The sequence below is a fragment of the Halorubrum sp. Ib24 genome (assembly GCF_002252745.1).
GTDB lineage: Archaea > Halobacteriota > Halobacteria > Halobacteriales > Haloferacaceae > Halorubrum.
In genome coordinates this window covers 1-24157 of record NZ_NHOX01000029.1, presented here as the reverse complement: position 1 = coordinate 24157, position 24157 = coordinate 1, and the positions used below count along the sequence as shown (strand labels likewise).

The following is a 24157-nucleotide window of genomic DNA, read 5'->3' as shown; positions in this document are numbered from 1 at the left end:
CGTCACGGACCGACGGGACGAGGGCCCGGTCGAACGCGCGAGTCGCGACTCAGGAGTCCGACTCCCGTCCCCGAGAGCGGGTCCGCGGCGTCGACTTTTATTACTGTTCGCCGAGAGGATCCGGACGAACCATGGAACTCACCTGGCACGGCCACGCGACGTGGCACGTCGTCGTCGACGACACGGAGCTCCTGATCGATCCGTTCTTCGACAACCCGAAGACCGACGTCGATCCTGCGGAGCTCGATCCGGACTACCTACTCTTGACGCACGGCCACGGCGACCACGTCGCCGACGCCGCGGCGTTCCCCGACGCGACCGTGGTCGCCACGCCGGAGCTGACCGCGTACGTCCAGGAGGAGTTCGGTCTCGAACACTCGGTCGCGGCCGGCGGGATGAACATCGGCGGCACCGTCGAGTGCGGCGACGCGTGGGTGACGATGGTCCGCGCGGACCACTCGAACGGGATCGAGAACGACCCCGACTACTCCGCAGGGATGCCCGCCGGCTTCGTGGTCGGCGACAAGAAGCCGACCCAGGAGTCCGACCCCGACTGTACGACGTTCTACCACGCGGGCGACACGGGACTCATGTCCGAGATGGTCGACGTGATCGCGCCGTACCTCGAGCCCGACGCCGCCGCGCTTCCCGCGGGCGACCACTTCACGATGGGGCCCGCGGGCGCCGGCATCGCCGCCGACTGGGTGGGCGCCGACGTGGTGTTCCCGATGCATTACGACTCGTTCCCGCCGATCGAGATCGAGACGCGGGAGTTCGTCAACGAGGTGAAGGCCGCGGGTGCCGTCGCCGAGCCCGTCGTTCTCGACGGCGACGAGACGTACACGCTGGAGTAACGTCCGGCGACGGACGGATCCCCTGCCGGGCCGCCGCCGGTCACGAACCCGAATCTACGGCCGTATCCCTCTCTCGCACCGAGACCACCGAGTTAAGGCCACGTGCCCGCTGAACCGAGGCCGCCAGCCCGCGGAGCGTCTTCGGACCGACGCCGTGAGCCGATAAGATACTACTCAGTATAAAATAAATATTACTGGAGACGGCGTAGATTCCAGCAATCTCCGCCGACAGAAATTTATCTAATTTATTTAAATTAATAATAAATCAGAAGACTTCTAAATAAAAGATGAAAACGGACGGGTTGATACGTCATGTCAACCGCTGATATCCGGGCCGTGATCCGCGGGGACGCCGGTCGCTTCGTGTACGTCGTCTCCGCGCTCGCGGCGCTCAACGGGCTCCTCTTCGGGTTCGACACCGGGATCATCTCGGGCGCGATCCTCTTTATCGACACCGCGTTCGAGCTGAGCGCGCTGGTGGAAGGGATCGTCGTGAGCGGGGCGATGGTCGGCGCGGCGGCGGGCGCGGCGATCGGGGGGCGCATCTCCGATCGCATCGGTCGCAAGCGGTTCATCCTCCTCTCGGCCGGCGTCTTCTTCGCCGGCTCGTTCCTCATGGCCGTCGCGCCGACGGTCCCCGTCCTCGTCGCCGGCCGGATGATCGACGGCGTCGCCATCGGCTTCGCCTCGATCGTCGGCCCGCTGTACATCTCGGAGATCGCGCCGCCGTCGGTCCGAGGCGGACTCACGTCGTTGAATCAGCTGATGGTGACGGTCGGAATCCTCTCGTCGTACTTCGTCAACTACGCGTTCTCGGGCGCCGGCGCGTGGCGCCTGATGCTCGGCGCGGGGATGGTCCCCGCCGTCGTGCTCGCCGTCGGGATGCTCCGGATGCCCGAGAGCCCGCGCTGGCTCTACGAGCGGGGACGGACCGAGGAGGCGCGGGCGGTGCTCCGACGAACGCGCGACGGCGACATCGAAGACGAGCTCGCGGAGATCGAGGCGACCGTCGAGGCGCAGTCGGGCAACGGGATCCGCGATCTCCTCAGCCCGTGGATGCGCCCCGCGCTGATCGTCGGACTCGGGCTCGCCGTCTTCCAGCAGATTACCGGTATTAACGCGGTGATGTACTACGCCCCGACGATCTTGGAGTCGACCGCGTTCGGGAGTTCGCAGTCCATCCTCGCGTCGGTGGCCATCGGGACCGTGAACGTGGTGATGACGGTCGTCGCGATCCTCCTCATCGACCGCGTCGGTCGCCGACCCCTGCTGCTCGTCGGTATCGGCGGCATGGTCGGGACCCTCGGCGTGGCCGGCGCGGTGTTCCAGTTCGCGGACCCGACCGGCGGGCTCGGCTGGTTGGCCACCCTGACGCTCGTGGCGTTCGTCGCTTTCTTCGCGATCGGGCTCGGACCGGTGTTCTGGCTCCTGATCTCCGAGATCTATCCGCTCGCCGTGCGGGGGAGCGCGATGGGGATCGTCACCGTCGTCAACTGGCTCGCGAACCTCGCGGTCGCGCTCTCGTTCCCCGTGCTGCTCGACGGGATCGGCACGCCCGCGACGTTCTGGCTGTTCGGCGGCTGCAGCGTCGTCGCGCTCGTCTTCACCTACCGGACGGTCCCGGAGACGAGCGGCCGAACGCTGGAGGGCATCGAAGCCGATCTCCGGGCGGCCACCGGAGCCGGCGCCGACGAACGGCCGGACGACTGACCGCGGACCCCTCCCGCGAGACGATTCCCTTCCTCGCGACCTGTCGCTCTCGCGCGTTTCCACTGGCCGGCCCGTCACGTGTCGGCAGCCTTTAGCGGGCCGGGAACGAACCCACGGGTGACCATGTCTGACATCGAGACGTCCACCGTCTCCGAGGAAGGGTACGCCTGCACGAGTCAGGTCGGCGACTTCGACCTGCAGATCGACGCGACCGACGAGACGGGGCCGAATCCGAACGCCGCGCTCGTCGCGACGTACGCCTCCTGTTACCTCCCCGCCTTCCGCGTCGGCGGGAGCCAGCGCGGCGAGGAGGACCTCGGGAAGATCCAGATCGACGCGAGCGCCGACCTCGACGACGACGACGACTTGGCGGCCGTCGCCTTCGACGTCCACGTGGAGGCCGACCTCGACGACGAGACCGCGTCGGACATCGCCGAGCGCGCCGAGGGGATCTGTCACGTCCACAGCGCGCTGCGCGAGGGGCTTCACGCCGACGTGAGCGTCTACCCCGGCGCCTTCTGAAGACCGGGACCGTCGACTGCGTTTTTTAATACGACGCATCCGCGCCGAGCGCCGGCCGCGGGCCCGGATCGCCGGACGCCTACGGCCGGTCGACGCCGCGGAAATCGAAGCGCGCGCCGCCCGACCCGCTCTCGGTCAGCGTCACCTCCCAGCCGTGGGCCTCGGCGATGCGCTCGACGATGGCGAGCCCGAAGCCGGTGCCGGTGTCGGAGGTGGTGTAGCCGCTGTCGAACACCTCGTCGCGGCGCTCCTCGGGGATCCCCGGCCCGTCGTCGGCGGCGTAGAAGCCGTCCTCGAGGTCGCCGACGACCACCCGGCCGCCGCCGTGCTCGGCCGCGTTCCGGAAGAGGTTCTCAAAGAGTCGCTTCAGACGGCTGCGGTCGGCGAGCACCTCGCGCTCGGCCTCGAAGTCGACCTCGAGGGCGGCGTCGCCGGTCTCGTCGCCGCCTCCGGGGCCGTCGCCCTCGACCGATCCGAACGCGTCTGCGCCGTACCGATCCGCTACCTCGCCGAGGGCGACGCGTTCGACCGGCCCCACCGCGTCGCCCTGTCTGGCGAGCGTGAGGACGTCCTCGATCAGCCGTTCCATCTCGTCGAGCGCCCGGTCGCAGCGGTCGAAGTAGGAGTCGTTCCCCGTCTCCCTGGCGAGTCGGAGATAGCCGGAGAGCACGTTGAGGGGGTTCCGGAGGTCGTGCGAGACGATCGAGGCGAACTCGTCGAGCCGCTCGTTCTCGCGCTCGATCCGATCCTCGTACGCTTTCCGCTCCGAGATATCGCGGCTGCTGGCGAGGAACCGGTCCTCCCCGTGAACGTCGATCCGACGGACGTGGACCTCGACGGGGAACGTCGTGCCGTCCGCCCGCGCGAACGTCGTCTCCAAGCGAATCGTCTCGTCCATCTCGATATCCTCCCACATCTCGACGGCGTCGTCCGGGTCCATCTCCCGGTCGACGTCCCACACCTTCATCCCGGCCAGCTCGTCGGGGTCGTAGCCGAGCTCCGCCGCCATCACTCGGTTCACGTCGACGATCTCGCCCGTCTCGTCGTGGATGTCGACCATGTCGGGCGAGCCGTCGTAGAGCGCCTCAAGCCGCGCCGAGGTGCGTTCGAGGCGACGCTGTCGGCGACGCCGGTCCGTCACGTCGCGGGCGATCCCGAGCACGCCGTCGAACTCGCCGTCGATGACGAGGCGGCGCAGGCCGAAGTCGACGATCGACTCCGGCAGCCCGGGGAAGTCCACCTCGACGGTGCCCGACAGGGTCTCGCGGTCGCCGGCGACGAGGGCCGCGAAGGGGTCGCCGTCGCGGCTTTCCCGGATGCGGTCGATCAGTCGGCTCGGCCCGCCGACGAGCTCCTCGCGCGACGCCTCGTACACCTGGGCGATCCGGTCGTTCGCCAGCTCGAAGCGGGCGTCGGCGTCGTACACCGCGACGGCGTCGGGGAGCTCGTCGACGAGCCGGCGGTAGCGTTCGAGGTCTCGCTCGCGCTCCTTCTCCTCGGTCACGTCCATGTGGATCCCCACCGCGCGGACCGGGTCGCCGTCCTCGTCGCGCTCGACGACGCGGCCGCGGTCACGGATCCACCGCCACTCGCCGGACTTCGACCGCATCCGGTGGTCGCACTGGTACTGCTCGGTCTCTCCGGCGAAGTGCGCCTCCAGCGCCGACCACGCCCCGCCGACGTCGTCCGGATGCACGCGGTCCTCCCACTCAGAGAGCTCGAGGGCGACCTCGGAGCGGTCGTACCCCAACATCGCGGCCCACCGCTCGTCGAACCGGACCTCGTCGCTGCGGAGGTCCCAGTCCCAGACGCCGACGTCGGCCCCCTCGATCGCGAGCCGGAGCCGCTCGGAGAGCTGGCGGAGCTCGCGCTCCCGTTCCTTCTCCTCGGTCACGTCGCGGAAGTAGACGGAGAGCCCGGTGTCCGACGGGTAGACGTTGACGGCGAGGTCGGCCCCGACCGCGTCGAAGCGGTACTCGAAGTCGCGGGGCTCCCCCTCCTCCATCGCCGTCCTGAGCTCCGCTTCGAGGACCGTCCCGCGGGCGCCGGGGAACCGCTCCCAGATCGGGTCACCAAGGAGGTCGGCGGCGTCGCGCTTGAGCATCTCCCTGGCTCGCTCGTTGAGGTACGTGAGCCGCCACTCCCCGTCGATCCCGCAGAAGGCGTCCGTCATCCGGTCGAGGTGTTCCGCGAGCCGCCGGTCGGTTCGCGCCTCCGACACCGCGTCAGCGATCCGCGACGCGAGCGTCGCGTACGGATCGTCGACGCCGTTCTTCGGGAGGTACGCGTCGACGCCGGCGGCGACGGCCTCGCTCGCTACCCGCTCTGACCCCTGACCCGTGAACAGCACGAACGGGAGGTCGCCGCGCCGCTCGCGGACGCTCCCGAGGAGCTCGACGCCGTCGATTCCGGGCATCTCGTAGTCGCTGACGACGCAGTCGAACGCGCCCGACTCGATCGCGTCCAGCGCCTCGGTCGGGTCGGTCTCGGGCGTCACGTCGAAGCGGTCGTCGCGCGCCTCGACGAGCGACGCGGCGGTGTCCGCGAACCCCGGCTCGTCGTCGACGAAGAGAACGCGGATCGGGGGCGAGGAGGCACCCGAGGCCGCGATCCCGTCCGGTCCGCCTGCGTCCTCTCCCGTCATTCGTAAGTGTACTCCTTATCCGACATGTTAACCGTTCCGTATTCGGTCCGTCACCCCCCCGCGTACTCGACGACCGCGCTCGACGCGACGTAGCCGATGGCGGCGAGGAGGAGCCCCGCGACGAGCGCGAGCGCGAACTCCCGACCCAGCGCGTACGCGAGCAGGAACCCGGTCATGCCGACGGCGTTCGCGCACAGCAGCCGGAGCGTTCGGTAGTTCGGCTCGCGGGTGGCCATGGGCCGTCTACGCCGGCTCCGTTCAAAAGCCCTGAGTCGGCGGCAGCCAGCGGTCGGACCGGAGGTTTAAGAGGGGATCCGAGGCCAGCGCTCGCGTGCCAGCGAGCGATCGGCGACCGCGGGGAACAGTGAGAGCGCGCCGGCGCGACCCGTGCCCGGAAGACGGAGATGAACGTCCGGAACGCGGCGGGGGCGGCTCGGTGATGCGCCCGCGACGACGTGCCGAGTCGGGCGCGCCCGCGCCGCGACCCGCCGCGGGCGGGGTCGTCGGCGTCGTCGGCGCCCTCGGTGCGTCGGTAGCGGTCCTCGCGGCGACCGCCGGACTGGTCGCGGCGGTCGCGCCGGCTGTGGGGGCGGACCCGCTCCGCGCCGGCGCGGTCGCGCTCCCGAACTGGACGCCCATCGCCGCCGCCGTGGTCGCGTTCGCGATCGCTTGGCTGACCGCGATCGGCGCGGCGCACGCGATCGCGACGGCGTTCGCACGGCGGTGATCGGTCGGTGACCGCCCGTAGTCGGTCGCCCGTCGGTGACCGCGGAACGGTTTTACTTCCGCCGGCGGTATCGACGCACATGGTGATGAAGGAGTCCGACTCGGCGCTCGACCGCGGCGACGCGGCCCCCGACTTCGAACTGCCCGGCGTCGACGGCGAGACCCACCAGCTCGACTCGTTCGACGCGGACGCGCTCCTCGTCGTCTTCACCTGCAACCACTGCCCGTACGCGCAGGCGAAGTTCGACCTCCTCAACGACCTCGCGGCCGAGTACGACGACCTGGCCGTCGTCGGGATCAACCCCAACGACGCCGACGAGTACCCGGAGGACTCGTTCGAGGCGATGCGCGAGCGCGTCGCCGACGGGACGATCGCCTACGACGCGTACCTCCGCGACGAGACCGGCGAGGTCGCCGAGGCGTACGGGGCGGTCTGTACGCCCGATCCGTTCCTGTTCGGCCGCGAGGACGACGCGTGGCGGCTCCGGTACCACGGCCGGCTCGACGACGCGCTCAACCCGGACGACGAGCCGACCGAGTACTACGTCAGAGACGCGGTGGAGTCGGTGCTCGCGGGCGAGGCGGTCGAGATCCCCGACCGCCCCTCCCGGGGCTGTTCGATCAAGTGGCCGTAGACGACGGCGACCTCGGGCCGCCCCGCCCGATGGGCGCGGACGGCGTGCCGCCGGAGACGGGTTGAAAGGGGTCGGGGCCGAATGCGTTCGTATGGGAATGAAAGGCGACGGCGAGGCAGACCTCCACGAGATCGACCGGTTCGACGGCGGCGTGGGGTGGATCGCGTATCCCGAGGAGACGATGGAGCGCGCGAGCCACGCGGTCGCGGTGCCGAACGAGGAAAGCGAGAGCAACGACGTCTGGGTGTTCGACCCCGTCGACGCCCCCGGGCTCGACGACCTGCTGGCCGAACTCGGCACGGTCGCTGGCGTCGTGGTCGGGCTCGACCGACACAAGCGCGACAGCGCCGCGATCGCGACCCGTCACGGCGTCTCGGTGTGGGTCCCCGAGTGGATGACCGGCGTCGCGAACGAACTCGACGCGCCGATCGAGCGGTTCGGCGATCGGCTGGCCGACACCGGCTTCGAGGCGTTCCGGATCCGCGACTCCTCGCTGCCGCCGTGGCAGGAGGTCGGGTTCTTCGACGGCGAGACCCTGATCGTCCCGGAGTCGCTCGGCACCTCGTCGTACTTCCGCGGGGACCGCGAGCGGATCGGGGTCCACCCGATGCTCCGGCTGACGCCGGCGACGACGGCGCTCTCGGGCCGCGATCCCGACCGCGTGCTGGTCGGGCACGGCGTGGGCGTGCTCGACCGCGCGGCAATCGCGGTCGAGGACGCGCTCTCGAACTCGCGGGGGAAAGCGCCGGGGCTCTACGCCAAGACGCTCCGGTCCGCGATCGGGATCTGACCGTGATCCACGTCACCCGCGACCTGCTGACGGTGCTGCTCGAACGCGCCGCGGAGCGCGACCCGAACGAGACGAACCTCCGGCTCTCGGCCACGCGCGCGGGCGACTTCGACGCCGACACCGGTCTCGGCCCCGAGACGCCGGTGGTGACGCATTTCACGCCGGACGTCGGCGGGTCGGTGAACGCGGTGTTCGGCGTCGACCTCGGCACCCCGGCGGGTCACGGCGGGGGGCGGTTCCTCTCGCATCCGGGCGGGTTCCTGGGCGTCTCGAAGACGGACGACCTCGCGGCGGTCGTGCTCGTCGCGGTTCCGCCGTACGACGAGGAGAGCGTCGCCGCGTTCGACCGCTCGGGCGACGGGATGGAACTCGCCCTGCTGGACGCGGCCCCGCCCGAGGAGTCGATCCCGGAGTAAGCCGCGACGGGCGGCCACCGGAGCGCGCGCCGAGCGGCCACCGGAGCGAACCGTCCGAGACCGCGTCCGACCGACGCCACCGTGCGAGTGCGGTGCGAGCATGGGTTTAAAAAGGACCGAGCGAGTACGACCCTCCGATGGCAGCACGCCCACCCGGCGGCGGTTCCTCAGAGCCCGACGCGATCGAGTTCGGCATCGCCGTGCTCGACGAGCGGGTCGAGGAGGCCGGCGTCTCGTTCCCCGCGACCGACGAGGAGATCGTCGACGCGCTCGAGGACGGCGCGATTCCGTACGACGCCAAGGGCCGCACGATCCGAATCTCCGAGGCGCTAAACGAGGTGCCACAGACCCGGTTCGAGAACGAGACCGAATTTCTCGACGCGCTGTACCCGGTGTTCGACCGCAAGCGTCGGGAGGGCGGCGGCTTCCTCACCAGCCTCCGCGACGCGCTCCCGTTTTAATCGGCTACGCGGACTGGCCGATCTCGGCTTCCTCTTCGTCGTCGCCGCCGGTGTCGAGCCGTTCGATGATGTCGTTGATCAGCACGACGTCGCCGACGGCGCGTACCCACCGGTACGGGACGATGACGCCCGTGTTCCTTTCGACGCGCCCGGCGAACAGCTCGTGGTTGAGCTGCGCGAGCGCGAGTCCGGTCACCGCCTGCGCGTCTAGATCGAGGCGCACGTCCTCGATCTCGCCGACGAAAACGCCGTTGTTCGAGTACACCTCACGACCGACGAGCGACGTGATCTCCTGTGGGGCCGCGTTCATATCACATACGGTCAGGAGCGCGCCTATTAAGCGTTCGTTGTCGAACGACGCCCGTCAGACGGGCGGCTCGGCGGTCGGGGGCGATGAGGCCGGCGGCGAGGGTCGGCGAGGGCCAGCGAGGTTCGGTGAACGTCGGCGACGACCCCGACCGCCCGTCCCGGCCGGTCACTCCCGCGGCGCGACTAGCTCCACGGGGTGCATCGGCGCGTCGCCGAGCAGCGCGTCGATCTGCTCGGTACAGGAGGTGCCGGCGGCGACGACGGTGCGGTCGGTGTCGCCGAACTGCTCGCGGATAGGCTCGCCAACGTCCATGCTCAGCTCGTAGTAGTCGTTCTTGTAGCCGAACGAGCCGGCCATCCCGCAGCACTCGGTGTCGGAGACGCGCACGTCGTAGCCGAGCGCCTCCATCACCGCGGTGGCGTGCTCGCCCACGCCGATCGTCCGCGCCTGACAGTGCGGGTGGTAGGCGACGCGCTTGCCGGCCGCCACCGGGCCGGTGCCCTCGACCGGCGCGCGCAGGGCGGCCGGGTCCCCGCCGTTCTCCAGCAGGCCGAAGACGTACTCCATCACGTCGTAGCTGGCCGCGGCGAGCCGCTCGTGGGAGGTCTCCGGGAGGAACTTCTCGTACTCGCTCCGGAACATCGCGAGGTCGCTCGGCTCGATCACGACCACGTCGCGGCCGGCGTCGACGTGAGTCGCGAGCCCGGCGTACACGTCCTCGGCGGCCGACTCCGCCGTCGCGATCATCCCCTGCGAGAGCGGCGGGCGGCCGCTCCCCGGGAGGTCCGGGACCCGCACGTGGACGCCGAGCGCCTCCAGCGCGCGCACGGCCGCCTTCCCGCGGTCGACGTCGACGTAGTTCGTCGCCGTGTCGGGGTAGAGCACGGCCTCGCGCTCGGCCTCGGCCGCCGGCACCCGGGCGCCGCCGCGGGCCGCGAACCAGTCGACGAGGGGCTCGCTCGCGAACTCGGGGAGGTCGCGGCGGCGGTCGATCCCGGCGACCCGCTCGGCGAGCGCACGGAGCGGCCCCGCGTCCGAGAGCCGGTTCGCGACCGGCGCGGTCCGGCTCCCCCACTTCGCCAGCGTCTCGTAGTTGCCGACGAGGCGGGTGGCCAGGTCGAGCCCGGCCGGCTCCTCGTCCGGGACCAGCTCCTCGAACATCCAGTCCGTCTGGCCCGGGTCGGCCTCGCCGCGGTTGATGCGGTCGCGGACGACCGTGTTGATCCACGGGATGTCGATCCCGACCGGACACGCCGGGACGCACCGCGAGCAGCCGGTACAGAGGTCGTTGAACTCGGCGGCGACGTCGAGCCCCTCGATGCCGGCCTCCCACCCGGTCGCGATGCCGCCGGAGTAGGTCTCGCCGCCGAAGGCGTGGCCCCCGACGCTCTGGAAGTTCCCGCAGGCGTTCGAGCAGGCGGAACACCGGATGCAGTACAGGGTCTCCTTCAGCTGCTCGTCCTCGCGCATCTCCATCCGGCCGTTGTCGATGAGCACGAGGTGGAAGTCGCGGTCGTCGCCCGAGCCGTCGGCGAGGGGCTCGTCGTCGCTCTCGAAGTCCGGCACCGGCGAGTCGACGGGCGGGGTCAGCGTGGAGATGTACGAGGTCACGTCCTGCCCGGTCCCGGAGCGGCCGATGAGCTCGACGAACGGCGAGAAGTCCTCGACGGTCGGGACGAGCTTCTCGACGCCCGCGACGGCGACGTGGGTGTCCGTCGCGCTCACCGTCTTCCGGGCGTTGCCCTCGCTGGTGACGAGCAGCATGGTGCCGGAGTCGGCGGCGACGAAGTTCGCTCCCGTCATCCCCACGTCGGCGCCCTCGACCAGCTCGCCGAGCCGCTCGCGGGCGAACATCGTGAGCTCCTCGGCGGTCTCCGGCGGGTCGTCGAGGTCGAACCGCTCCGCGAACAGCTCCGAGATCCCCTCGCGGGACTTGTGGATCGCCGGCGCGACGATGTGCGAGGGCGCCTCGTCGGCGAGCTGGAGCACCCACTCGCCGAGGTCCGTCTCGATCACCTCCACGCCCTCGGCCTCAAGCGCCTCGTTCACCTCGATCTCCTCGGAGGTCATCGACTTCGACTTCACGAGGCGGTCGGCGTCGCGCTCCTCGGCGGTCAGCTCGGTGACGTACCGGTTCGCGTCCGCCGCGCCGTCGGCGACGTAGACGGTGCCGCCGTTGGCCTCGACGGACGCTTTCACCTCGTCGATCAGCTCCGGGAGCCGAGCGATCGCGTCCTCCTTGATCTCGCGGGCCTCCGCCTTCAGCTCCTCGTAGTCGTCGAGCCGCCCCGTCGACTCGTACCGTCCCCGATTGAACCCGCGGGTGTTCTCGGCGACCGCGTCGCCCTCGGTCGCCATCAGCTCGCGGATGCGGTCCCCCTTGGCCGCGTCGCTACTCATCGGCGGTCACCTCCGACGACACGGAGTCGCGTCCGCCGGCGTCGCCCTCCCGCAACAGCACCACGTGCACCTCCTTCGGTCCGTGTGCGCCGTGGACGAGCCCGCCCATATCGGCGGTCGCGCTCGGGGCGGTCGCGAACACCACGTCGACCGACTCGTCGCGCGCCTTCGGGCCGAGCCACTCGAACGCGTCGGGCATGTCCGGGACGAGATCGGCCTCGCGGAGGACGACGACGTGGCGGTCGACGAAGAGGCTCACCGGTTCCGTGCCGGCGGCGTCGGCCTCGATCGCGACGCTCCCGTACGCGGCGACCCCGAGCGACGCGTCGGTGACGCCGGTGTGGGCCGCGCGGAACTCGGCCGTGGTCGGGTCCGTCTCGATCCGGTCCGGAAGGGAGCCGGCGTCGAGATCGACCCCGACCGCCGGGTCGCCGGCGGCCTCGTCGATCAGTTCCGCGCATTCGCTCTCGGTCCCCTCGGTCACGATCACGCCGAGGGAGTCGAGACGACGCTTGAACGTCGAGCGGTCGGCGACTGACATACGTCATTATTCAACGGGATATATATGGGTGTTCCGCCGGCTCCCGCGCGTCGGTGATTCCGGCGGCCGCCCCGCCGCTCGCCGCGGCGGGCGCTCGCGCTCCCGACCGGTTCTGGTTCCCGTCTGCTCTGCGGGGTCAGGGGATTTTTCATAGTTCGACCGTGAAGGTTTCTCATGGCAACTAACACGCCGGACCCGGACCCGCGGGACGGGGGGGACTTCGACTACACCGGGGGCGAGACCGAGCGTCCGGAGCTCGTGGCCGCGCTCGAACGCCGAGTCGACGGTGACGTGCGGTTCGACGACTACTCGAAGCGGCTCTACGCGACCGACGCCTCGGCGTACGAGGTGACGCCCATCGGCGTCGTGATGCCCGAATCGACCGCGGACGTGGCGGCGGTCCAGGAGTACTGCTTCGCCGAGGGGATCCCCGTGCTACCGCGGGGCGGCGGCACGTCGCTCGCCGGGCAGACCGTGAACGAGGCGGTCGTCCTCGATCTCACGGACTCGATGGACTCCGTGCTCTCGACCGACCCGGACGCGGCGACGGCCCGGGTCCAGGCGGGGGCGTACGTAGGCGACCTCAACGCGGCGGTCGAGCCGCACGGGCTGAAGTTCGCGCCCGACCCGGCGTGGCGCGACAAGTCCGCGGTCGGCGGCGCGATCGGTAACAACTCCACCGGTTCGCACTCGCTGAAGTACGGGAAGACGGACCACTACGTCGAGGAGGCCGAGGTCGTGCTCGCGGACGGGACGGTGACGACCTTCGGCGAGGTCGCCGTCGACGACCTCCGCGAGTCCGCCGACGCCGACGCCGACGCGCTCCTCCCGCGGATCCACGCCGAAATCGTCCGGATCCTCGACGAGGAGGCCGACGAGATCGACGAGCGCTACCCCGAGATGAAGCGGAACGTCTCCGGCTACAACCTCGATCGGCTGCTCGCCGAGCACCGCGGCGAGTACGGCGAGGCGGGCGTCGTCAACCTCGCTCGGCTCATGGCCGGCAGCGAGGGGACGCTCGCGACCGTCACCGAGGCGACGGTCTCGCTCGTCGAGATCCCCCACACGAAGGCGGTCGCGCTGCTGACGTACGACGACCTCCTCGACGCGATGGAGGACGTGGCGCCGATCTTAGCGCACGACCCCGCCGCCGTCGAGGTGATGGACGACGTCCTGCTGGGGCTCGCCGCCGACACGCCGGAGTTCGCCGATGTCGTCGGGATGCTGCCCGAGGGGACGAGCTCCGTCCTCCTCGTCGAGTTCTACGCCGAGGGCGACGCGGACGGGAAGCAGAAGGTCGCGGACCTCGTCGCCGACCGGGTGGGCGCGACCGACGACCGTCCCCGGCCCGAGACGGAGTCGCACCCGAGCGAGGGCGCCGCCGACGTGACGAGCCAGCCGCGCCGCGCGGTCCACGCGATGGAGGCGCACGACGCCGAGCAGCGCGACCGGTTCTGGAAGATGCGCAAGTCCGGGCTCCCGATCCTCCTCTCGCGGACCACCGACGAGAAGCACATCTCCTTCATCGAGGACTGCGCGATCCCGCCGGAGCACCTCCCCGAGTACACCCGCGAGTTCCAGGAGATCCTCGAGGACAACGGCACGTTCGCGACGTTCTACGCGCACGCCGGCCCCGGCGTGCTCCACATCCGGCCGCTGATCAACACGAAGGAGGTCGACGACGTCGAGGCGATGGTCGACATCGCCGACCGCGTCACCGACGCCGTGGTCCGGCTCGGCGGGTCGGTCTCCGGCGAGCACGGGGACGGGCACGCTCGGACCCAGTGGAACCGGAAGCTGTACGGCGACGAGCTCTGGGGGTCGTTCCGCGACCTCAAGACCGCGTTCGACCCCGACTGGCTGCTCAACCCCGGGAACGTCTGCGGCGACTTCGACATGAGCGAGAACCTCCGGTTCGACTCGGAGTACGACTACGACGCCGGCTTCGACCCCGCGATGGAGTGGGCCATCGACAACGGGATGCAGGGGATGGTCGAGCTCTGTCACGGCTGCGGCGGCTGTCGGGGGCCACAGGAGACGACCGGCGGGGTGATGTGTCCGACGTACCGCGCCTCGGAGGAGGAGATCCAAGCGACTCGCGGCCGAGCGAACATGCTTCGGGGCGCCATCTCGGGGGATCTGCCCGACGACCCCACCGGCGACGAGTTCGTCACGGAGGTGATGGACCTCTGCGTCGGCTGTAAGGGGTGTAAGGTGGACTGCCCGAGCGGCGTCGACATGGCGAAGCTGAAGGCCGAGGTCGAGCACGCCCACCACGAGGAGCACGGGATCGACCTGCGGACACGACTGCTCGGCAACTTCGAGTCGCTCGCGCCGCTCGGCTCGAAGCTCGCGCCGCTCTCGAACCTCCCGGGGAAGATTCCCGGCGCCGGTCTCGTCATGGAGAAGGCCCTGGGAATCGCGAAGGAGCGCGACCTGCCGACGTTCCGCTCTGAGACGCTGACGGACTGGTTCGAGGCCCGCGGCGGCGCCGGCGTTCCCCGCGACGAGGCCGACCGCGAGGTCCTCCTGTTCCCCGACGTGTACACCACCTACACGAACCCCGGCGCCGGGAAGGCCGCGGTCCGGGTGTTGGAGGCCGCGAACTGCCACGTCGAGATCCCGGACGTCGACGGGAGCGGGCGCCCGCCGCACTCGAAGGGGATGCTCGACGAGTCGCGCGCGGCGGCGAGAGACGCCGTGGAGACGCTCGCGCCCGAGGTCAGCGACGGCCGCGACGTGGTCGTCGTGGAGCCGACCGACGCCGTGATGCTCCAGTCCGACTACCACGACCTGCTCGACGGCGACGCCAGCGACGTGCCGGACGCCGACGTGACGACCGTCTCGGAGAACACCTACGGCGTCATGGAGTACGTCGACGCCCACCGGCTCGACGAGGCGATCGACCTCGACGCCCCCACGGAGTCGCTCACGTACCACGGCCACTGCCACCAGAAGGCGACGAAGAAGGACCACCACGCGGTCGGCGTGCTCCGCCGCGCGGGCTACGGCGTCGACCCCTTGGACTCCTCCTGTTGCGGGATGGCGGGCTCGTTCGGCTACGAGGCCGAGCACTACTCGATGAGCAAGGCGATCGGCCGGATCCTCTTCGACCAGGTCGCGGAGAGCGACGGCGACGCGGTCGTCGCCCCCGGCGCCTCGTGCCGGACGCAGCTGAAGGAGCGCGACGCCGGCGCCCCGGAGCCGCCGCACCCGGTGGAGAAGCTCGCGGCCGCGCTGGCGTAAGCGGCGCCGGCGTCGGTGGTGGTCGCGTCGACGTGGGCTACGGCGGCGTCAAGCTCGGCTGCAGCGTTGCCCTCGCCGGTGGATACGGGGCGCCCGCGGGCGGCTCGGTCGGTCTCGACGCGCCTCACCCCGCGTTCGAGCGCACGTTCGCCGTGACGAGGGCGATCAGGTACGAGAACGCCGGGAACGTCACCGCGACCACCGCGAGAAACGCCGGATCGAGTCCGGCAGGGTCGTCGGAGAGCCACCCGGTGTACTGGAGGACGGCCAGCGTGAGGACCACGACCGCCGTGTTGAGCGCGTACTCGGGGAGCGAGGGGCTCGGGAACCGCATACACCCGGCTGGCGCCGCCGCTCACTCAACGCTTTCGACGCGGTCCCGCTCGCGCTCGCGACGTCGCCCTAGCACCCGCTTGAACCCCTTCCCGGGACCGCCTTCGATAGGCCACCCCCTCGTTCGCCACTGGGGCGGTTCGGGCGAGAACTCCGGGCAGGAGCCCGAACACTCCCGCGCGGTCGGAACCTTCTCTTTCGCGGCGCAGTGCGGGACGAGCGACCGCCCCTCGCGGCGGAGCTCGAAGTGGCGGCAGTCCGGGCGCATCGTCTCGTGGTACGAGCGCCACCCCTTCCCGTAGGCGCGCTCGGCGATCTCCACGCGGAGGGTCTCCGTCTCGGGGTCGCGACGCTCGTCGCCTGCGGGCGCGAGGTCGCTCGGGTGCCACGCCACGCTCGCCGCGTCGGCGCGGACGCCGTCGGAGAAGTCGGTCGCGAGGATCCCGGCCTCGACCGGCATCTCGCGGAGCAGCGCGGGCTCGACGCGCTCGCCCGTCGTCTCGGTCGCGAGCCACGCCTCGTCGGCGAGGGCGGTGTCGACGTCGTGGGCGAGCTGGTCGGCGAGCCGGTCGGCCGCCGAGCGGTCCAAGTCGGGCTTGTTCTCGACCGCGACGATCCGGTCGACCCAGTCCGGGTACGGCCGCTTCCGGCGGAGCTGGATCCGGTTGTTCCGCCGGCGTTTTTCGATCAGGTCGCGGCCCGCGGCGCGGTGGACCGCCCGCCGGACGTAACGCCACGGGTAGCCGGGGTGCGGGAGCGCGTCGCGGTACCACGACCACTCCGCCGGCGCGTGGCGGACGACGTGGAGGAGGTCGGAGTCAATGGCCCGCTCGCCGAAGGCGCGCCGAGCCGCGAACGCGGCGGGGTCGACCTCGATCACGACCGTGTCCCAGCGGCGCTCCTTCGTGCCGAGCTGCCGGGCGACGATCGCGGGTCGCGGGCCGCCGCTCGGGTGCCACGCCAGCTCGGCGTACCGACAGACGAGGAGCTCGTAGCCGAATTCGGCGTCCGGAGTCACGACTTCGGTAGTGCGGCACCAGTTAAAAGCGAACCGCCCGCGTTATCGCTCTGGCGTCGGTCGCCCGCTCGGACGGGGTCGACGGCCTCGATGCGGCGGAACCGCTTAGACGCGCCCCAGTGCGGCGGAACCGCTTAGACGCGCCCCAGTGCGGCGGAACCGCTTAGACGCGCCCCAGTGCGGCGGAACCGTTTAGACGTAGTCGCCGGTCTCGTCGTCCTTCCGCTCGTCGAGGTAGTCGTGAGCGTCCTCGAGGATCTCGCGGGGCCCGTTCTGGGTGATCGTGTTGAGCGCCTGGTCGTAGTCGCGCCACTGCAGGTCTCGGTGCTCGTTCGAGATCTCGGCGCTCGCCTCGAACGAGCGCGCGATGAACAGGTGAACCGTCTTGTGGATGGTGTTACCGTTCGCCTCGAACACGTAGTCGTACTCCTTGCGGAAGCCGTCGATCAGCCGGAAATCCTCGATTCCGGCCTCCTCCGACACCTCCCTGATCGCCGTCTGCTGGAGCTCCTCGTCCCCCTCGACCCCGCCTTTGGGGAACTCCCAGTCCCCCGGTCGGCTCTTCAGGAGGAGGTACTCCCGTTCGCCGCGGGTGTCGCGGAAGAGGATGGCTCCGGCACTGGTCGCTTCGACCGTCATTAGCGTCAGGTAAGCAAGCACCCTTAAAGAGCGTGTCGGACTCGCGAACGCCGCGGCGGGCGTCGGAGCGGCCGGTCGGGGCCGACCGCCGTCGGTCCCGGGCTCCGCGGGTAGATGCGCTTTTACCCCTCCGCCGACGATGCACTGACGACCCCCAGCCATGACATTCGTCACGAAACTCTCCTTCGCCTCCGGCGACCGCGACGTGCTCGCCGAGACGGTGGCGGACCTCAAGTCGACGCTCGAACGCAAGGGCGCGGAGTGTAAGGGCCCGCACGCCACGCCCGCCGAGACCGTCCGTGTCCCGCTGTATAAACAGCTCCGCGCCGGCGACGAGTTCTCGCCGTGGAGCTACTCGGTGTACAAGCGCTCGATGGAGATCCACGGCGCCGACGACGTCGCTCGCGAGGTTGTCGGCCGCGACTTCCCCGACTCGATCCACGTCGAGGTCGAGGTCGACCAGAAGAAGCCGCTCGGCCACCGCCGGGACTGATTTTATACGGGCGGCGGCCTCGCGGTTCGGTCCTCGTCGGCGACCGCGACGGCCGCGGCCCGTCGGTTCCGCCACGCGATCTTTTAAGCCCGCGCGAGGCCACACACGCCCATGAGCGCGCTCGAATCCGACGCCTACCGCGAGTTCCGCCGCGACCTCCACCGCCACCCCGAGCCCGCGTGGCGCGAGTTCTACACCACCGCCCGGATCGTCGAGGAGCTCAGGCAACGAGACCTGACCGAGCTGCACGTCGGCCGCGACGCTCTCGCGACCGAAAACCGCATGAACGTCCCCGACGACGACGAGCTCGCCGCGTGGGAGCAGCGCGCCCGCGACGCCGGCGCCGACCCCGACGTCGTCGACGAGCTCTCCGGGGGGTACACCGGCTGCGTCGCCGTCGTCGAGCGCGGCGACGGTCCCGTGATCGGGCTCCGCGTCGACATCGACGCGCTGCCGATCCGCGAGTCCGAGGACGCCGACCACGCCCCCGTCGCCGAGGGGTTCCGCTCGGAGCGCGAGGGGTTCATGCACGCCTGCGGCCACGACGCCCACGCGACGATGGGGCTCGGGACGCTCGACGCGGTGCTCGACTCCGACTTCGCGGGCACGCTGAAGGTGTTCTTCCAGCCCGGCGAGGAGCAGGTGGCCGGGGGGAAGCCGATGGCCGAGTCCGGCCACCTCGACGACGTCGACTACCTGTACGCGGTCCACGTCGGCCTGGATCACCCCTCCGGCGAGGTCGTCTGCGGCGTCGACGGCTTCCTCGCGGTCCGGCACTTCCTCGCCGAGTTCACCGGGGCGCCGGCCCACGCCGGCGCGCGACCGGAGCAGGGACGCAACGCCGTCCAGGCGATGGCGGCGGCGGTCCAGAACCTCTACGCGATCCCCCGCCACGCCGACGGTCCGACCCGGGTGAACGCCGGGCTCGTCGGCGGCGGCACCGCGACGAACATCATCCCCGAGGAGTCGTACGTCGAGGGGGAGCTCCGGGGCGCGACGACGGAATTGGCCGCGTACATGTCCGACCACGCCGATCGGATCCTGGAGTCTGCCGCCGCGATGCACGACTGCGAGGTCGACGTGGCGACGAAGGGAGAGGCCCCGAGCGCGACCAGCGACGACGCGCTCGCCGGGATCGTCGGCGGGGTCGCCGGCGAGACCGCGGGCGTCACGAGCGTCGTCGACAGCGACGACCTCGGCGGCTCCGAGGACGCCACCTACCTGATGCAGGCGGTTCAGGAGAACGGCGGGCTCGCCTGCTACGTCGGCGTCGGCACCGACCATCCGGGCGGCCACCACACGAGCACCTTCGACGTGGTCGAGGGCGACATCGCGATCGGCATCGACGTGCTGAGCGGGGCGATCCTGCGGGTCGCCGAGACGCGTCCGTGAGGCCGACGCGGCGCGCCGACGCGTGACGGTCGCGACCGGCCGCGCTCGTCGCCGCGACCGCTGCCGCGATCGCCGACGTGAGCGGCTCGCACCGGGTGCGATCGCTTCCTCCGGCGGTAGGTTTAGGCGCCGCGAACCCCTCGTTCGAGGCATGGAGGCCGCCCTCTGGTACGTGCTCACCGGCACCCGCGGCGGCCCGAACAGGGTCCGGATACTCACGGCGATCGACGACCGGCCGCGGAACGCGAACCAGCTGGCCGAGCACCTCGACCTGGACTACACGACGGTGCGGCACCACCTCGACGTGCTCCGCGAGCACGACGTCGTCGAGCGCACGGGCGACGGCTACGGCACGGTGTACTACCCGACCGAGGGAACCCGGCGGCACTGGGACCTCGTCGAGGAGATCGCCGACGGGCTCCCGGTATGACTGCGACGACCCCTCGCGACCGCGACGGCGCGCCCGGGGTGTGAGCGATGGAGTGGGTCGACGTCGCGCGCGTCAGCGTCGCCGTCAACGTCGCGATGCTGTCCGCGCTCACGTGGGTGTGGGCGCGGAACTACCTCGCGTTCCGCTCGAAGCACTCGATCGGCCTCGCGGCGTTCGGCGCCGTGCTGTTGGCGCAGAACGCGCTGTCGCTGTACTTCTACCTGTATCACCCCGTGTTGGCCGGGTGGTTCGCGACCGACATGCCGTCGCTCGCGTGGCGGGCGAACGTCGTCGTCCACGTGTTCCAGACGGTCGCGCTGGCGTTTCTGATGTGGGTGACGTGGGACTGAACGCGCGGCCTCGGAGGGGTACCGGCCGGTCGACCGGCCCGCTCAGTACTTCGCGTCGGCGCCGGTCGTCTCGTAGATCCGGTCCATGATCGCGTCGCGCTCGCCGGTCCAGTTCGCCATCGCCGCCGGGCTGGTCGGGTACGACTCGTAATGCGCGAGCAGCTCGTCCGCGAGCGACTTCGTCTGGTAGAAGTTCCGTATCGTCCCCCAGTAGCCGAAGCTCTTGACGGCGGCCTTCAGCTTCAGCCCGAACGACATCGACGTGGAGCCCTCGTACAGCGCCTCCGCGAGCTTCTCGCCCGGGAGGGCGGCGAGCAGCCCCATGAGGTCGTCCACGTCGACCGCGGTCGAGAGCACGTTGTACACGTCGAGCCCGGCGTAGCGCCCGCCGAAGTGGTCCATCACGCGGGTGTTGTACCGCCAGAGGTTCTCCTCGCTGACGTCGCCGTCGGAGACCGCCTTCACGGCCTGTTCGCCGGCGTACTTGCCCGCGTACGCCGCCCCGGCGATGCCGCCGCCGGTCGTCGGGTTGACGTGGCCCGCGGCGTCGCCGACCGCCATGTACCCCGGCGCGACCGCCGAGTCGTACGGGCGGCGGGTCGGGAGCGCGGCGCCGAGCTTATCGCGGACCTCGGCGCCCTCGAACTCGGGGCGGTCCCGGAGGTCGCGCTTCAGCGCCTCGACGAGCTGCATCGGCTCCTCGTTCATCTGGAACCCCAGCCCGGCGTTGATCTCGGTGCTGGTCCGCGGGAAGTACCAGAGGTAGCCGGCGGCGCGGTCGGTCGCCTTGAAGACGAGTGCGTCGTCCCACTCGACCGGCTCCGGCACCTCGACGATCTCGCGGTACGCGGAGCAGAACTGCGAGTAGCGCACGTTGGTGTCGAACGTCGTCCCCTCGAAGTCCGCCTTGTCTTGGAGCAGCGACAGCGACCCGGCGCCGTCGATCACGAGGTCGGCCTCGTAGGTGACGGGCTCGCCCGCCCGCTTCGCGCGTAGTCCCGTGACCCGCCCGTCGACGGCCTGAACCACGTCGTTGATCACGGTGTCGTAGTGGAACTCCACGCCCGCGTCCTCGGCGCCCGCGATGATCCGGCGGCCGTACTCCCAGCGGTCGATGACCGCCAGCTCGCCGGGCACGGGGATCTCGAGGACCGTGTCCTCCTGCGGGATCTCGAACCGGCCGTGGTCGACGCCGGTGTTCGTGAACGCCGGTTCGAGCCGCTCTTTCGGGATGGCTTCCGGGAAGGCGTCGGCGCCCTTCAGGGCGTCGCCGCAGGCGATGTGGCCCGCCTCTTCCTCGTCTTTCCGCTCGACGATGACGACGTCGAGCCCCTCGTTCGCGATCGTCGCAGCGGCGTAACAGCCGGCGGTCCCGGCGCCGGCCACGACGACGTCGTACTCGTCGATGGTCATGTCACGTGGGTCGTTCCCCCGGTGGCAAAACTCTTTGTTCCCGATTCGGTCCCCTCGGAACCGACACGAGGGACGGGAGCCGACGCTCGGTGGCGGATCGCGATCGGGACCGCTCCCGGTGAGCGGCGCTCCCCCGTCCGGCCCTCGTTTTTAACGGACGTGCGCCCCTGAAGCCGGTTATGACCGGACTCGACCACGTCGACACGGACCGGCTCCGGGAGTGGCTCCCGGAGGTCCGCGAGGGGGAGACGACCGCCGCGACGATGCTCACCGTCGCGTACGACGAGGGAATCGGGGCGGGCGAACTCGCCTCGTGGTACGGCCGGTCGACCGAGTCGGTCGAGGAGACGATCGCGGCGCTCGACTCTCCCGACCAGGTCGCCGAGATCGCACGACTCGAAGGGGTCAACGTGGACGGGGTCGACCTCCCGTTCGCGGAGCTCGAGGAGCTTTCCGTCAGCGAGGCGGCGAGCGCGATCCGCGACCGCGCCGAAAGGGAGTGACCCGCGGACCGCGACGCCGGCCTCACTCCTCCGTCTCGTAGTGCTCGCCGGCCGCCTCCGGGAGCCGCGTCCGACCGACCAAGGCGAGGACGAGGATGACCACCACGAACGGGGTGATCCGGATGAGCTGGCGGGGGATCCCGATCCCCTGGAGTTGGAGCACGGTCTGGACCGCGTCGAGCCCGGCGAACAGCATCGTCGAGAGGAACGCCCCGACCGGGTTGTAGTTCCCGAACAGGTACGCCACGATGGCGATGAACCCCTTCCCGTTGACCATCGTCGGGCCGTTGCCGGTGAACTGGCCGAGGTCGAGCGACAGCGCCGCGCCGCCCATTCCCGCGAGCACGCCCGAGATCAGCACCGCCGCGTACCGGACGCGGGTGACGCTCACGCCCGCGGTGTCGAGCGCCTTCGGGTTCTCGCCGCTCGCGCGGATCCACCGGCCGAACGCCGTCCGCTCGAAGACGTACCACGAGCCGAAGACGGCGGCGAACAGCATGTACACCGACGGCGAGGCCGAGAAGAGCGCGCCGAAGAACGGGATGTCGGCGAGCACCGGCACCGTGATCGACGGCGACGTCGCCACGGTCGGCGTGTTCGGGCTGCCGTAGATCACCTGCGAGGCGAACGGGGCGAGCCCCAGCGCGATGAGCCAGACCGCGAGCCCGGCGATGATCTGGTCCGCGCGGAACCCGATCGTCACGACGGCGAACAGCGCCGCGAGCAGCGTGCTCGCGACCACCCCGCCGGCGAAGCCGACCCAGACCCCGCCGGTGAGGTCGGCGACGTAGATGGCGCTGAACGCCGAGATGATCAGGAGCCCCTCCAGCCCGATGTTGATCACGCCCGACTTCTCGGCGAAGATCCCGCCGAGGGCGGCGAACGCGATGGGCACGGAGAGCCGCAGCGCCGCCGCGAGCGTGTTCCGGCTCGTGAGCGCGTCCGAGAGCGTCCCGGCGATCGAGTCCGGGAACAGCAGCCCGGCGAGCAAAAGCGCGACGACCGCGGCGACCGTCACGCCGGCGACGAGCGCCCGCGTCGTGTAGCGGTCGAGGAAGCCCGCTCCCTCGGCCTTCCCGGCGGCGGTCCCGGAGTCGGTGCGGTCCGCGGGCGCGTCACTCATCGGCCTCACCCCCCCGGTCGCCGTCGGTGCCGCCGTCGGTCGCGACCGCCTTCGGCTTCGATCCCGCGCCCGGCAGCCCGCGGGCCAGAAGCCGGAAGAACTCCGGCATCGCCACGAACAGGATAATGAGCCCGCGGAGGACCCCCACGAGCTGTGGCGGAACGTCGGTCGCGAACTGGACGACCGTCGTCCCGCTCTTCAGCACGCCGAACAGCAGCGCGGCGATGCCGACGCCGAGCGGGTTGTTTCCGGCGAGGATCGAGACGGTGATCCCGTCGAAGCCGTAGGCGGGGATCCCCGTCTGGAACGTTCCGAGCACCATCATCACGTACATCGCGCCGGCGATGCCGCCGAGCGCGCCGGAGAGCGTCAGGCTCGCGACGACGGTGCGCTTGGCGTCGACGCCGCCGTACTCGGCCGCCTCGGGCTGGACGCCGCTCGTCCGGACGTCGTACCCGAAGGCCGTGTGTTCGAGGACGTAGTACAGCGCGCCGACGGCGAGGAGCCCGAACAGCAGCGCGACGATCGAGAAGTCCTGGCGGCCGCCGAACAGCAGGGCCGGGAACTGCGCGAACTCCGGCAGCGGCACGGTCTGGTTCGCGGCGCTGTTCGGGTCCTTGAAGATCCCGCTGACCAGATACAGCGCGACCCCGGTCGCGATGAAGTTGAGCATGATCGTCGTGATCACCTCGTTGGCGTCGGCGTACGCCTTCAGCAGGCCCGGAACCGCGCCGTAGAGTCCGCCGAACACCGCGCCGACGAGAAGCCCGAACGGGATCAACACGACGGTGCCGAGGGTCCCCGACACGAGCGACGACGCCCAGAGGACGCCGAGCGCGGTCGCCAGCGCGCCGACGACCATCTGTCCCTGCGTCCCGATGTTGAAGATCCCGGCGCGGAACGCCAGCGCGACCGAGAGCCCGGTGAACAGAAGCAGCGTCGACTCCCGGAGCGTGACCGCGAACTGCCCGTTCGGCGACCAACTGCCGCTGAACGGGTCGCCGAGCGCTCCGAGGAAGAGGCGGTCGAAGACGACGACGGGGTCGTAGCAGAACCCGGTGCCGAAGTAGTACACCGCCTCGCCGGCGGTGCACGTCGTCATCCGACCGGCCACGAGCACCAGCACCGCGCCGATGAGCACGGAGAGGACGAGCGCCGCCGTGCTGATCAGGATCCGCTCGGTCGCTGACGCGTCGACGAGCCGAGAG

Annotated in this window: 25 protein-coding genes; 14 read left to right on the top strand and 11 right to left on the bottom strand. The window is 70.6% G+C overall.

The window, feature by feature from the left end:
- Positions 1–131 precede the first annotated feature (131 nt).
- The 3 genes from DJ82_RS07885 to DJ82_RS07875 all read left to right on the top strand — a co-directional run bounded on the left by DJ82_RS07885 (position 132) and on the right by DJ82_RS07875 (position 3086).
- Positions 132–854, top strand: coding sequence for a metal-dependent hydrolase (locus DJ82_RS07885; RefSeq protein ID WP_094525568.1), 723 nt, complete (start codon positions 132–134; stop codon positions 852–854).
- Between the two features lie 312 nt (positions 855–1166).
- Entirely contained in the window at positions 1167–2564 is a 1398-nt protein-coding gene (locus tag DJ82_RS07880; RefSeq protein WP_094581507.1) for a sugar porter family MFS transporter, read from the top strand.
- A 123-nt stretch (positions 2565–2687) separates the two neighbouring features.
- On the top strand, positions 2688–3086 hold the full coding sequence (locus DJ82_RS07875) for an OsmC family protein (RefSeq protein WP_094525572.1): 399 nt from the start codon (positions 2688–2690) through the stop codon (positions 3084–3086).
- Positions 3087–3165: 79 nt separating this feature from the next.
- Here DJ82_RS07875 and DJ82_RS07870 read toward each other — a convergent pair whose 3' ends face one another.
- Together DJ82_RS07870 and DJ82_RS07865 are read right to left on the bottom strand one after the other, a co-directional pair.
- A complete protein-coding gene (locus DJ82_RS07870; protein WP_094581506.1) occupies positions 3166–5730 on the bottom strand; it encodes a PAS domain S-box protein in 2565 nt (854 codons plus the stop codon).
- Between the two features lie 50 nt (positions 5731–5780).
- Complete coding sequence (locus DJ82_RS07865; RefSeq protein WP_094581505.1) at positions 5781–5966, bottom strand: hypothetical protein; 186 nt, start codon at positions 5964–5966, stop codon at positions 5781–5783.
- 203 nt (positions 5967–6169) lie between these two features.
- Here DJ82_RS07865 and DJ82_RS07860 point away from each other — a divergent pair, with 203 nt between their 5' ends.
- From DJ82_RS07860 to DJ82_RS07840, 5 genes are all read left to right on the top strand, one after another.
- Positions 6170–6457 (top strand): hypothetical protein, encoded by a 288-nt coding sequence (locus tag DJ82_RS07860; RefSeq protein ID WP_094581504.1) that lies wholly within the window; start codon positions 6170–6172, stop codon positions 6455–6457.
- Between the two features lie 79 nt (positions 6458–6536).
- Positions 6537–7091 carry a thioredoxin family protein gene (locus tag DJ82_RS07855; RefSeq protein WP_094525580.1) on the top strand — a complete coding sequence of 185 codons (555 nt, stop codon included), beginning with the start codon at positions 6537–6539 and terminating at the stop codon, positions 7089–7091.
- Between the two features lie 97 nt (positions 7092–7188).
- Positions 7189–7881, top strand: a complete 693-nt coding sequence (locus DJ82_RS07850; RefSeq protein ID WP_094581512.1) for a hypothetical protein — start codon at positions 7189–7191, stop codon at positions 7879–7881.
- 2 nt (positions 7882–7883) lie between these two features.
- Positions 7884–8297: a hypothetical protein gene (locus tag DJ82_RS07845; protein WP_094525582.1), complete on the top strand. Its 414-nt coding sequence runs from the start codon at positions 7884–7886 to the stop codon at positions 8295–8297.
- 137 nt (positions 8298–8434) lie between these two features.
- Complete coding sequence (locus DJ82_RS07840; protein WP_094525584.1) at positions 8435–8758, top strand: hypothetical protein; 324 nt, start codon at positions 8435–8437, stop codon at positions 8756–8758.
- Between the two features lie 4 nt (positions 8759–8762).
- Here the strand turns inward: DJ82_RS07840 and DJ82_RS07835 are convergent, their stop codons facing one another.
- The 3 genes from DJ82_RS07835 to DJ82_RS07825 all read right to left on the bottom strand — a co-directional run bounded on the left by DJ82_RS07835 (position 8763) and on the right by DJ82_RS07825 (position 12009).
- A complete protein-coding gene (locus tag DJ82_RS07835) occupies positions 8763–9068 on the bottom strand; it encodes a PRC-barrel domain-containing protein (RefSeq protein WP_094525585.1) in 306 nt (101 codons plus the stop codon).
- A gap of 165 nt (positions 9069–9233) precedes the next feature.
- Entirely contained in the window at positions 9234–11468 is a 2235-nt protein-coding gene (locus DJ82_RS07830) for an LUD domain-containing protein (protein WP_094581503.1), read from the bottom strand.
- Positions 11461–12009: an LUD domain-containing protein gene (locus DJ82_RS07825; protein ID WP_094581502.1), complete on the bottom strand. Its 549-nt coding sequence runs from the start codon at positions 12007–12009 to the stop codon at positions 11461–11463. Before DJ82_RS07825 ends, DJ82_RS07830 begins: the two co-directional genes overlap by 8 nt.
- A 174-nt stretch (positions 12010–12183) precedes the next feature.
- Here DJ82_RS07825 and DJ82_RS07820 point away from each other — a divergent pair, with 174 nt between their 5' ends.
- The gene (locus tag DJ82_RS07820; RefSeq protein WP_094581501.1) at positions 12184–15255 is read left to right on the top strand and encodes an FAD-binding and (Fe-S)-binding domain-containing protein; all 3072 of its coding nucleotides are present in this window, start codon (positions 12184–12186) and stop codon (positions 15253–15255) included.
- Positions 15256–15379: 124 nt separating this feature from the next.
- On the opposite strand, the gene DJ82_RS07815 is transcribed toward DJ82_RS07820, so the two are convergent.
- The 3 genes from DJ82_RS07815 to DJ82_RS07805 form a co-directional block, all read right to left on the bottom strand.
- On the bottom strand, positions 15380–15589 hold the full coding sequence (locus tag DJ82_RS07815) for a hypothetical protein (protein WP_094525592.1): 210 nt from the start codon (positions 15587–15589) through the stop codon (positions 15380–15382).
- Between the two features lie 21 nt (positions 15590–15610).
- Positions 15611–16606 carry a DUF5787 family protein gene (locus tag DJ82_RS07810; protein WP_094525594.1) on the bottom strand — a complete coding sequence of 332 codons (996 nt, stop codon included), beginning with the start codon at positions 16604–16606 and terminating at the stop codon, positions 15611–15613.
- Between the two features lie 192 nt (positions 16607–16798).
- The gene (locus tag DJ82_RS07805) at positions 16799–17245 is read right to left on the bottom strand and encodes a bis(5'-nucleosyl)-tetraphosphatase (RefSeq protein WP_094525596.1); all 447 of its coding nucleotides are present in this window, start codon (positions 17243–17245) and stop codon (positions 16799–16801) included.
- Positions 17246–17405: 160 nt separating this feature from the next.
- On the opposite strand from DJ82_RS07805, the gene DJ82_RS07800 reads away from it, so the two are divergent.
- The 4 genes from DJ82_RS07800 (at position 17406) to DJ82_RS07785 (ending at position 19910) form a co-directional block, all read left to right on the top strand.
- The gene (locus DJ82_RS07800) at positions 17406–17738 is read left to right on the top strand and encodes an uS10/mL48 family ribosomal protein (protein ID WP_094525597.1); all 333 of its coding nucleotides are present in this window, start codon (positions 17406–17408) and stop codon (positions 17736–17738) included.
- Between the two features lie 111 nt (positions 17739–17849).
- Positions 17850–19130, top strand: a complete 1281-nt coding sequence (locus DJ82_RS07795; protein ID WP_094558466.1) for an amidohydrolase — start codon at positions 17850–17852, stop codon at positions 19128–19130.
- A 151-nt stretch (positions 19131–19281) separates the two neighbouring features.
- Positions 19282–19560, top strand: a complete 279-nt coding sequence (locus DJ82_RS07790; protein WP_094525601.1) for a winged helix-turn-helix domain-containing protein — start codon at positions 19282–19284, stop codon at positions 19558–19560.
- Positions 19561–19607: 47 nt separating this feature from the next.
- The gene (locus DJ82_RS07785; RefSeq protein ID WP_094525603.1) at positions 19608–19910 is read left to right on the top strand and encodes a hypothetical protein; all 303 of its coding nucleotides are present in this window, start codon (positions 19608–19610) and stop codon (positions 19908–19910) included.
- A 42-nt stretch (positions 19911–19952) separates the two neighbouring features.
- On the opposite strand, the gene DJ82_RS07780 is transcribed toward DJ82_RS07785, so the two are convergent.
- Positions 19953–21323: a geranylgeranyl reductase family protein gene (locus tag DJ82_RS07780; RefSeq protein WP_094525605.1), complete on the bottom strand. Its 1371-nt coding sequence runs from the start codon at positions 21321–21323 to the stop codon at positions 19953–19955.
- Positions 21324–21502: 179 nt separating this feature from the next.
- Here DJ82_RS07780 and DJ82_RS07775 point away from each other — a divergent pair, with 179 nt between their 5' ends.
- On the top strand, positions 21503–21826 hold the full coding sequence (locus tag DJ82_RS07775) for a hypothetical protein (protein ID WP_094525607.1): 324 nt from the start codon (positions 21503–21505) through the stop codon (positions 21824–21826).
- 22 nt (positions 21827–21848) lie between these two features.
- Here DJ82_RS07775 and DJ82_RS07770 read toward each other — a convergent pair whose 3' ends face one another.
- Positions 21849–22949 (bottom strand): ABC transporter permease, encoded by a 1101-nt coding sequence (locus DJ82_RS07770; protein WP_094558467.1) that lies wholly within the window; start codon positions 22947–22949, stop codon positions 21849–21851.
- On the bottom strand, positions 22942–24157 hold a 1216-nt coding region (locus DJ82_RS07765; protein WP_241881467.1), incomplete at its 5' end, for an ABC transporter permease. The genes DJ82_RS07770 and DJ82_RS07765, both read right to left, overlap by 8 nt.